This window comes from Iodobacter arcticus (assembly GCF_042664895.1).
In the GTDB taxonomy this organism is placed as follows: Bacteria; Pseudomonadota; Gammaproteobacteria; order Burkholderiales; family Chitinibacteraceae; genus Iodobacter; species Iodobacter arcticus.
On sequence record NZ_JBHTBQ010000001.1, the window covers coordinates 176862 to 184580 of the forward strand.

Sequence of the window (7719 nt, forward strand, 5' to 3'; positions counted from 1 at the left end):
CCTCATGCCAGATAGGCGCTATGCAAAATAGAGGGATCATCACGTAGCTGCTGTGAGGAGCCAGAGAAAACAATACGTCCGTGTTCCATCACATAGGCGTGCTGAGCCAGCCCTAGTGCGATGTTGGTAAATTGCTCGATCAGCAATACGCCTACGCCAGACTCTGCAATTTGGCGCACAACTTCTGCGAGGCGTTTGACAACTGCGGGGGCTAAGCCCAGTGATAATTCATCAATTAGCAAAAACTGGGGCGCGGCAATTAGGGCCTGAGAAATCGAAACCATTTGCTTTTGGCCGCCGGATAAATCCCCGCCACGTGTGTTTAATTTGGCGTTTAGTTCAGGGAAAATATCTAAGACGCGTGCAATTTCTGACTGGAGTTTTCGAGTAGAGCAGGCTGATCCGGCCGCTCGCAGATTATCCAGCACACTTAATTCACTTAAGACCTGATGCCCTTCTGGCACGATGGCTACGCCGCGTTTTCTGATTTGTTCTGGGCGCAGGCCGCTGAGGGGTTGATTTTTGTGTTTGATATCGCCAGAGCTAAGCTCAATCGCTCCGGCAATGGCGAGCACTAAGCTGGATTTTCCTGCTCCGTTGGCACCCAATAATGCGGTGACAGCCCCCGCCTGTATATTTAAAGAAACGCCGTGCAAAACCGGCTTTCCCCCACGCTTAAGGACCAGATCCGCCACATATAATGTATTTGTGTCCATGGGATACGCTTCAAAAAAAAGTGGAAGGAGGTTAGGCGTCTTCGCCTAAATAGGCTTTTCGCACGCAGGGCTTATTGAGTACCTCGCGTGTGAGGCCCAGTGCAATGCAACGGCCAAAATCAAGGACTAGGGTTTCTTCGCAGGTGGCTGAGATCAGCGCCACATCGTGATCAATCAGTAAAACTTGCGCCTGACAAAACTGCGGAATACCCAGAATTAATTGCCGCAATTGCAGCGCTTCCGCTTCGTTCATTCCCGCACCCGGCTCGTCGAGTAATAACAAACGCGGTTGCCCCACTAGTGCCTTGGCTAATTCCACCATGCGCCGCTGGTATAAATTAAGGCTGCTGCCCAATTGATGTGCCACAGCTGTTAAGCCAACGTAAGCCACGGCGCGAGCCACTTCGGCTTTTGCCTCTTTAGCACTGACGGGTAAATGATCGAGGATGGCGAGTATGTTGTCGTTGACTGACAAATCTTCCACAACCTGTTCGGTTTGAAAGCTGCGTCGAATACCGCGTCGTACACGTTCAGCAGGCGTTAAGGGATGAAGCCATTGCCCATTGAGCGCGATCGTGCCGCTATGCGAGCGAATAAAGCCGCTTAGGGTGTTGAGCAAGGTTGTTTTGCCTGCACCATTAGGGCCGATCAAGCCGCAAACTGATGCCTTGAGTCTGACATCCAGATTGTTAATGGCTTTGACGCCGCCAAATTGCACGGTAAGTTGGCTGATGGTGATCATATTTTTCGCTGCCGAAAATAATGACGAATAGCTGCTGTGGTGCTGGCTATTTGTCCTGCTATGCCCCTTGGTGCGGTGATGAGGGCATGCAGTAAAGCCACACCAAAAAACATCATGGCCACATAAGCACTTACGCCAAGATCAGAGAGCAATGCCGGAAAAGCACGCAGTAGTAAGCCTGCGATCAGCGCACCAAACCAGTTGTAGACGCCTGCAACAATCGTTAAGGCAAACATTAAAATTGATTCGCTGGCGGTAAATGCCCGCCCGTCTAAACGGCCAATTGCACTGGCTAATAAGCCTCCCGCTGATCCGGCTAATAAACCGGAAAGCCCAAATGCCCACGTCTGATAAAACATGATGTTGACGCCCGCACTGAGTGCGGTGGTGTCCCCTTTACGGATCAGCGCCCAAGTTCTGCCTACTTTGGATCGGCGATGTACTTCAATTAAACATAAGGCCAAGGCCAGACACGCGATCACATAGCGTAGGAAGGCGACATCTGATTCCGCCCAAGCAGGGCGGGACATGATGAGGCGGACGCCATCGATGGCTCGGCCGCTTAAGCCGGGCCCGCCATCGGGAAAATTAATGGCGGCAATAAAAATCTGAAAAGCTCCCGCCATCATTAATGTGGCTAAGGCCAGATAGATACCACGCAAACGCAGGGCGGGTAGGCCTGCCAGCATACCAACCACACTGCCGCCCATTGCAGCCGCTAAAATACAGGCCTCAAATGGCCAAGCCCATGCGTGATAAATGCGTAAGGTAATCCAGCCACCTACGCCCATCAGGGCATATTGAGATAAACACACCAAGCCTAATTGCCGGTACAACAGACCCACGCCGGAGGCGGCAATGGCGCAAATAAAGGCGGAGGTTAATATTTTGACCCAATAGGCGTTGGCAATAAGAGGCAAGCCAATAAGCAGTAGGGCTAATACCACTACGATTCTTAAAAGCAGGTGATCTTGCTCTGGATTGACGGTAAAGGGACGAGTCATGGCCGAGTTATCCGAGGGATCGGTTGTGTGCAGTCTTTTCATGATTCAATCGACGCTGGGTAGGCCACGGCAAAAATCATCATGGCAATAAGGGCGAGTAAAAAAGGCGTGACTGAGCGGTAGATGGCAAAGCCGGGAATGGTGATCGAGAGTGCTTCTAGCATGCCGATCACAATGCCCGCAGCAACCGTGATCGGTAGCGAAGATAGGCGGCCAATAATGGCGGCTGCAAATGCAGGGATCACCATAAAAGTTAAAGTAGTGGCTTGCAATCGCACCATATTCGCGAGTAATAAGCCGCAAACTCCTGCAAAAGCGCCTGAAATTAGCCATGCCGCCGTATCTATCCGCGTCACTGCAATGCCCAGTAGCGCGCTTAAGGAGCGATTGTTTGCCAGTGCCCGCATCTGCAAACCAAGACGCGTTTTATTGAGCAGTAAGCTAATGGCCGACATCATGATCAAGGCCAGTATCAGGCTTAATATTCGCGTGTAAGTCAGACGAATATCACCAAAATCGAGGGCCTCTGCATCGGTGGGCAGGCTTAAACGCCTGACCGTTTCTCCCCAGAACCATTCGGTAAACCCCAAAATCACCAAGGCAAAACCCAGAGTAGCAATACTGCGCGTGGTGCGATCTCGATGGGCTAGCCTTGGGGCCAGTAGCGCGCCATAAAGCAGAGACAGCAGCGTAGACACAACAATGGCGGCAAGCCACACCACGATTTGTGGATAATCTAGCTCCAGCAAGGACCACGCACAGTAGGCGCTGATCGCTCCGAGTGCGCCAAAAGCAAAATTCAGCACACCCGAAGCGCGATACAACACCACCAAGCCCACGCCAGACAAGGCATAGACCGCTCCTACGCCAAGGCCTGAAATAAGATAGGGAGTGAGAAAGGTGATGAGCTCAGACATGATTACCTCTTTAATCCCAGTTGCAATTCATTCTGATAAATATCGGCTAATTCAGGATCAAGTACGGCGCTGCACTCTGAGCGAACGGCCCAAGAGCTACCGGTGGAGGTGGCGACACGACTAAAGTTGTTGGCGTTGTGACGTTTACCCGTTCCAATATAAAAAGGACGGCAGAGTAATTCGCTTTTAAAATCGCTGATTTGCCGTAATGCCTCGGTTACCGTAGCGCGATTTATTTTGGCGGGATCAAGCTTTAATAATGTTTCTGTTGTCAGCTTTGCGGCCAGATAACCCGCTTGGGAAAACGTATCGCGCGGATCTTTTTTATTGCCGTACTGATTCAGAATGGCGAGCCAGTTTTTATTTTCAGCCGTGTTGGCATCGATGGGCTGAAACTCTAAGGCCACGTCAAAATTATCTTTCCAGTACGGGCCAATGGCCTTGGGTAGCTCTACGCTATAGCCTGATGCTGGGGCTAAAAATTTGATTTTTTTGCCTAAGTTTTGTTGCTCTGCTGCGCCCAGCATTGGCGTTAATAAGCCCTTAGGTAAATTCAAAATAATGACGTCAGGGTTTTTGGAGCTGGCTTGCAAAATCACCGAGCTGGCATCTGCCGAGCCAGGATCAATTAAAATGGTTTCGGAAACGACGCCATTTTTAGCGCCCCAAGCCGTCACGCCACCACAGGCCCACTCGCCTAAGCCGGGGATATTGGGCGCAATACATACAAATTTTTTGGATTTATAGCGTTGCTTGGCATACATCGCCACCGTGGTTGCGGCGAGGCGTGGTCCCGCATTCATGGGCACATAGTTTTTAGATTGAAAACATTCCCGTGGTACGCCAACGCCCGCAATCACCATGATGCCTGCCTGCTCGTAGAGCTTGGCATTGGCGCCGCACTCTACAAAGCTAGCACTCCCAACCATAGCGACTACTTTGCGGTCTTGAACCAGTTTGGAGGCTAACTGGGCGGCTACTTCAGGATTCCATTGATCATCGACGATGGTGTATTCAATGGGGCGGCCTTGAATCCCTCCGTTGTTATTGACGCATTTAAAATAGGCTTCCGCTGTAGCGGCCGAGCTACTAAAGTCATCCGGCCCGGTTTTGCCCATGACGGCCCCTAGGGGAATCGGCAGGCCCGTCGCCTTTTTGCCATTATTTAATCCACAATTGGCTTTCTCTGCGGCCATGGCTTGATGGCTGGCTATGACCAGTACGCTGGCAATTAAAAACTGCTTATACATGGTGATGCTCCAATGCTTTTTAGGGCCAGTGTGATTCAGCGTGGACGCACGGCAGGCGGCAACGCAGGGATCTTTGCGTAAAGACTTAATACGCGATGCAAACTGATTTCAATTCAGTAAATTGCTCAATTGCCGAACGACCTAAATCACGCCCAAAGCCTGATTGTTTAACCCCTCCCAAAGGTAAATTGTTGTCCAGCATATTGTGGGTATTCACCCACACCATCCCCGCTTTGATTCTTGGAATAAAGCGATGGGCCTGATGCAGATCATGCGTCCAGATACTGGCGGCTAAGCCAAACTCTGAGTCGTTGGCGAGGTGGATCGCTTCGTCCACATCATCAAACGGCGTGACGGTTACCACGGGGCCAAAGACCTCTTCGCGATTAATGCGCATATCCGGAGTGGTATTGATAAAGACCGTTGGGCGCACAAAATACCCCGTGCTTAATTCTGATTCGCCGCCTGCGGTCATTTCTGCCCCGGCTCTTTTGGCTTCATTAATATGTGCCATGACCCGTTGCATATGAGGCTTGGAGATAAGAGGGCCCATTTGTGATTTAGGATCAAAGCCAGATCCTAGCTTCATGCCATTGGCAATCTTGCTAAGCTGCTGTACCACTTGGTCTATATTTTTACGTTGCACAAATAGGCGTGAAGCGGCGGTGCAGACCTGTCCCTGATTAAAGAAAATGGACATGGCTGCGCCTTGGGCCGCACGCTCCGGCTCCATATCCTCTAATACAATCATGGGGGATTTGCCGCCTAGCTCTAAGGTGAGGCGGCTTAAGTTTTCTGCCGCAGAGCGGGCGATGAGCTTGCCCACTTGCGTGGAGCCAGTGAAACTAATTTTGTCGATGCCAGGGTGGCTGGTTAAGGCTTCGCCGACCGCAGAGCCACGGCTGGTGAGTACATTAAATACCCCTGCTGGAAATCCGGCTTCTATCACTAACTCGGCTAGCCGCAGTGCAGTGAGCGGTGTTTCCTCTGCGGGTTTTAATACGACGGTGCAGCCACAAGCTAGGGCAGGGGCGAGTTTCCATAGCGTAATGGCGAGTGAGAAGTTCCACGGTACGATGACGGCAACCACACCGACTGCTTCACGGCGGGTAAAGCCGGAATAGGCTACACCGGGAGGAAATCCAATCGATAAATCGAGCGTACTCCCCTCAATCTTGGTGGCCCAGCCCGCCATATAGCGCACATACTCGGCGGCAGAATCCACATCAATAGCTTTGGAAACTGTGAGCAACTTACCGCTTTCTAGTGTGGATATTGCGGCCAGCTCATCCGCATATTTTTCAATTAATTGCGCCAGATTAATGAGTAGACGCTCCCTTGAGGCAGGGCGCATTCCTGACCAGGCATCAGATTCAAAGGCTTGCCGTGCAGAAGCAATGGCTCGCTCCACATCACTCGCTTGGGCATCGGCGACCTGTGCTATTTCTAATCCTGTTGCCGGATCAATCACCGCAAAGTAAGAGGCGGTTGCGGGGGCTGACGTCTGCCCATCAATAAAGAGACCTAATTGCGCTTGTGCCAAAAAGCCAATTTTATCGACCTGATGACAAGCTAACGTTTCCAAGTGCTGAGCCATTGCTTTCTCCTATGTCTGCAAAAAGCCACGATCTGTGAAAAACACGCTTCATAAGGGGCTGAGCTAAGATGGATATCTAAAATGGAATATTAAATTTAACTTTAATACTCGAGCCTTCAGCACGATTCCTGACGGCAAACTCTTTCTCGATTTTTGCAGTTAGAAAAAAACCTTTGCCGTTGTCGTATTTAAGAGTCGGCCCTATTGATAGGGCCTGCCCTAAATTATTTGAGACTGTCGACCCATTCACCGTGTCGTCAGTGATTTGTCGATACGCAAAGCCACCAATCCCCACAACCCAGCCGTTGCCAAAGCCCCAGCCCAGCGCATAATCGGCATGCAGCTCTTGTCCCGAGGTGTAATTTGTCTCTTTATTGCGCCCGTTAAAGTCGTACATCACTTTAAGATCGGCATTGACCCCTTCTTTTTGGATGTAGCTCACGGCGGCAAGTGGCTCAATATTCCAATAATTACGGCCTAAATTGGCGAGCCTGTTTTTGTCATAGGAGCCAGTGGGCGTGTTGATATCGATAGCAAAGACATAGTGCAACTTATCGGAAGCGTGATAACCCAAGCCAGCACCCAATACCATGTCACCTAAACCTGTTTGAGTTTGGTTTCTTTCTGCCACGGTCACATCGACATTAAGAATAGGGGCAATCACATGCAGGGCTAGCTGCCCACCCATTAATTGCTGATCGGTGACCCAAATCAAGCGGGTGGCAGCTGCGGCCACATTAACTTTGAAATCCAACGGAATTTGATCGCCACTGTTATCTATTAACTTATCGGCCTTATAGCCAATGAGATATTCCAGAACATAAAAACCGGGTGGCGGCATGGCGGCCACCAAGTAGTTTTCATTGCCATTGGGATACATCCCTCCGCCGCCTTCTGTGGCCATCGCTTGCTCCGTACAGATAAGGCATGTAGATACAAATGCAAATTGCGTAATAGCGAGCATACTTTTAATAGCTATTTTCATGGCGGTCTCTTAATTCAATGGTGATTCATAATCACGAAAGCCCGTATCCCAAACATCAACCCGATTCGCGACTTGATTTCCTTGATCTTAGCCCGCTCTGAAAACACGATTTAGACCTAAAGTGCACAGAAACTAGCATTGCGGTGCATAGCGCCCATTTATTCCTTTTGAATAGTTTCAATAGAATCAGCCGCTTATTCGCTTCTTTTTACTTTATTTCCTTTAGGGTGTTGACCGAGTAGGGCCTCGCCGGTATAGTTCGGCCTCTCGCTGCAGCACACACAGCAACACGGTGATGTCGCAGACGAGCTGATCTTTAAAAAAATACAGTCGATGAGTGTGAGTGCTTGATTCGGAAGCGAAACAAGTGCTTACATGAGTGAAGCGTAACCAGCGATGGTTGCGCTAAATAAAGTAAGCCAGTAAGTACTAGCTTAGCGATTAAACTAAAGAGTTTGATCCTGGCTCAGATTGAACGCTGGCGGCATGCTTTACACATGCAAGTCGA

At 50.2% G+C, this 7719-nt stretch carries 7 protein-coding genes and 1 rRNA gene; 1 reads left to right on the top strand and 7 read right to left on the bottom strand.

The genetic code is table 11. From position 1 onward, the window contains the following. Positions 1–2 precede the first annotated feature (2 nt). The 7 genes from ACFQNF_RS00770 to ACFQNF_RS00800 form a co-directional block, all read right to left on the bottom strand. Positions 3–716, bottom strand: coding sequence for an ABC transporter ATP-binding protein (locus ACFQNF_RS00770; RefSeq protein ID WP_380185383.1), 714 nt, complete (start codon positions 714–716; stop codon positions 3–5). Between the two features lie 31 nt (positions 717–747). Continuing rightward, entirely contained in the window at positions 748–1458 is a 711-nt protein-coding gene (locus tag ACFQNF_RS00775) for an ABC transporter ATP-binding protein (protein WP_380185385.1), read from the bottom strand. Then, positions 1455–2504 (bottom strand): branched-chain amino acid ABC transporter permease, encoded by a 1050-nt coding sequence (locus ACFQNF_RS00780; protein WP_380185386.1) that lies wholly within the window; start codon positions 2502–2504, stop codon positions 1455–1457. The genes ACFQNF_RS00775 and ACFQNF_RS00780 overlap by 4 nt, the downstream gene beginning before the upstream one ends. Continuing rightward, positions 2501–3379 (bottom strand): branched-chain amino acid ABC transporter permease, encoded by an 879-nt coding sequence (locus tag ACFQNF_RS00785; RefSeq protein ID WP_380185388.1) that lies wholly within the window; start codon positions 3377–3379, stop codon positions 2501–2503. Before ACFQNF_RS00785 ends, ACFQNF_RS00780 begins: the two co-directional genes overlap by 4 nt. A gap of 2 nt (positions 3380–3381) precedes the next feature. Next, positions 3382–4629, bottom strand: a complete 1248-nt coding sequence (locus ACFQNF_RS00790; RefSeq protein ID WP_380185389.1) for an ABC transporter substrate-binding protein — start codon at positions 4627–4629, stop codon at positions 3382–3384. A gap of 85 nt (positions 4630–4714) precedes the next feature. Further along, on the bottom strand, positions 4715–6226 hold the full coding sequence (locus ACFQNF_RS00795) for an aldehyde dehydrogenase family protein (RefSeq protein WP_380185390.1): 1512 nt from the start codon (positions 6224–6226) through the stop codon (positions 4715–4717). Between the two features lie 76 nt (positions 6227–6302). Further along, on the bottom strand, positions 6303–7130 hold the full coding sequence (locus ACFQNF_RS00800) for a SphA family protein (protein ID WP_380185392.1): 828 nt from the start codon (positions 7128–7130) through the stop codon (positions 6303–6305). Between the two features lie 524 nt (positions 7131–7654). Here ACFQNF_RS00800 and ACFQNF_RS00805 point away from each other — a divergent pair. Then, positions 7655–7719 (top strand): 16S ribosomal RNA (locus ACFQNF_RS00805); the annotation flags it as partial.

Bases quoted from the DNA above. Each gene is read 5' to 3' on its own strand.
- ACFQNF_RS00770 (WP_380185383.1), bottom strand. From the start codon at position 716: ATGGACACAAATACATTATATGTGGCGGATCTGGTCCTTAAGCGTGGG.
- ACFQNF_RS00775 (WP_380185385.1), bottom strand. From the start codon at position 1,458: ATGATCACCATCAGCCAACTTACCGTGCAATTTGGCGGCGTCAAAGCC.
- ACFQNF_RS00780 (WP_380185386.1), bottom strand. From the start codon at position 2,504: ATGAAAAGACTGCACACAACCGATCCCTCGGATAACTCGGCCATGACT.
- ACFQNF_RS00785 (WP_380185388.1), bottom strand. From the start codon at position 3,379: ATGTCTGAGCTCATCACCTTTCTCACTCCCTATCTTATTTCAGGCCTT.
- ACFQNF_RS00790 (WP_380185389.1), bottom strand. From the start codon at position 4,629: ATGTATAAGCAGTTTTTAATTGCCAGCGTACTGGTCATAGCCAGCCAT.
- ACFQNF_RS00795 (WP_380185390.1), bottom strand. From the start codon at position 6,226: ATGGCTCAGCACTTGGAAACGTTAGCTTGTCATCAGGTCGATAAAATT.
- ACFQNF_RS00800 (WP_380185392.1), bottom strand. From the start codon at position 7,130: ATGGCCACAGAAGGCGGCGGAGGGATGTATCCCAATGGCAATGAAAAC.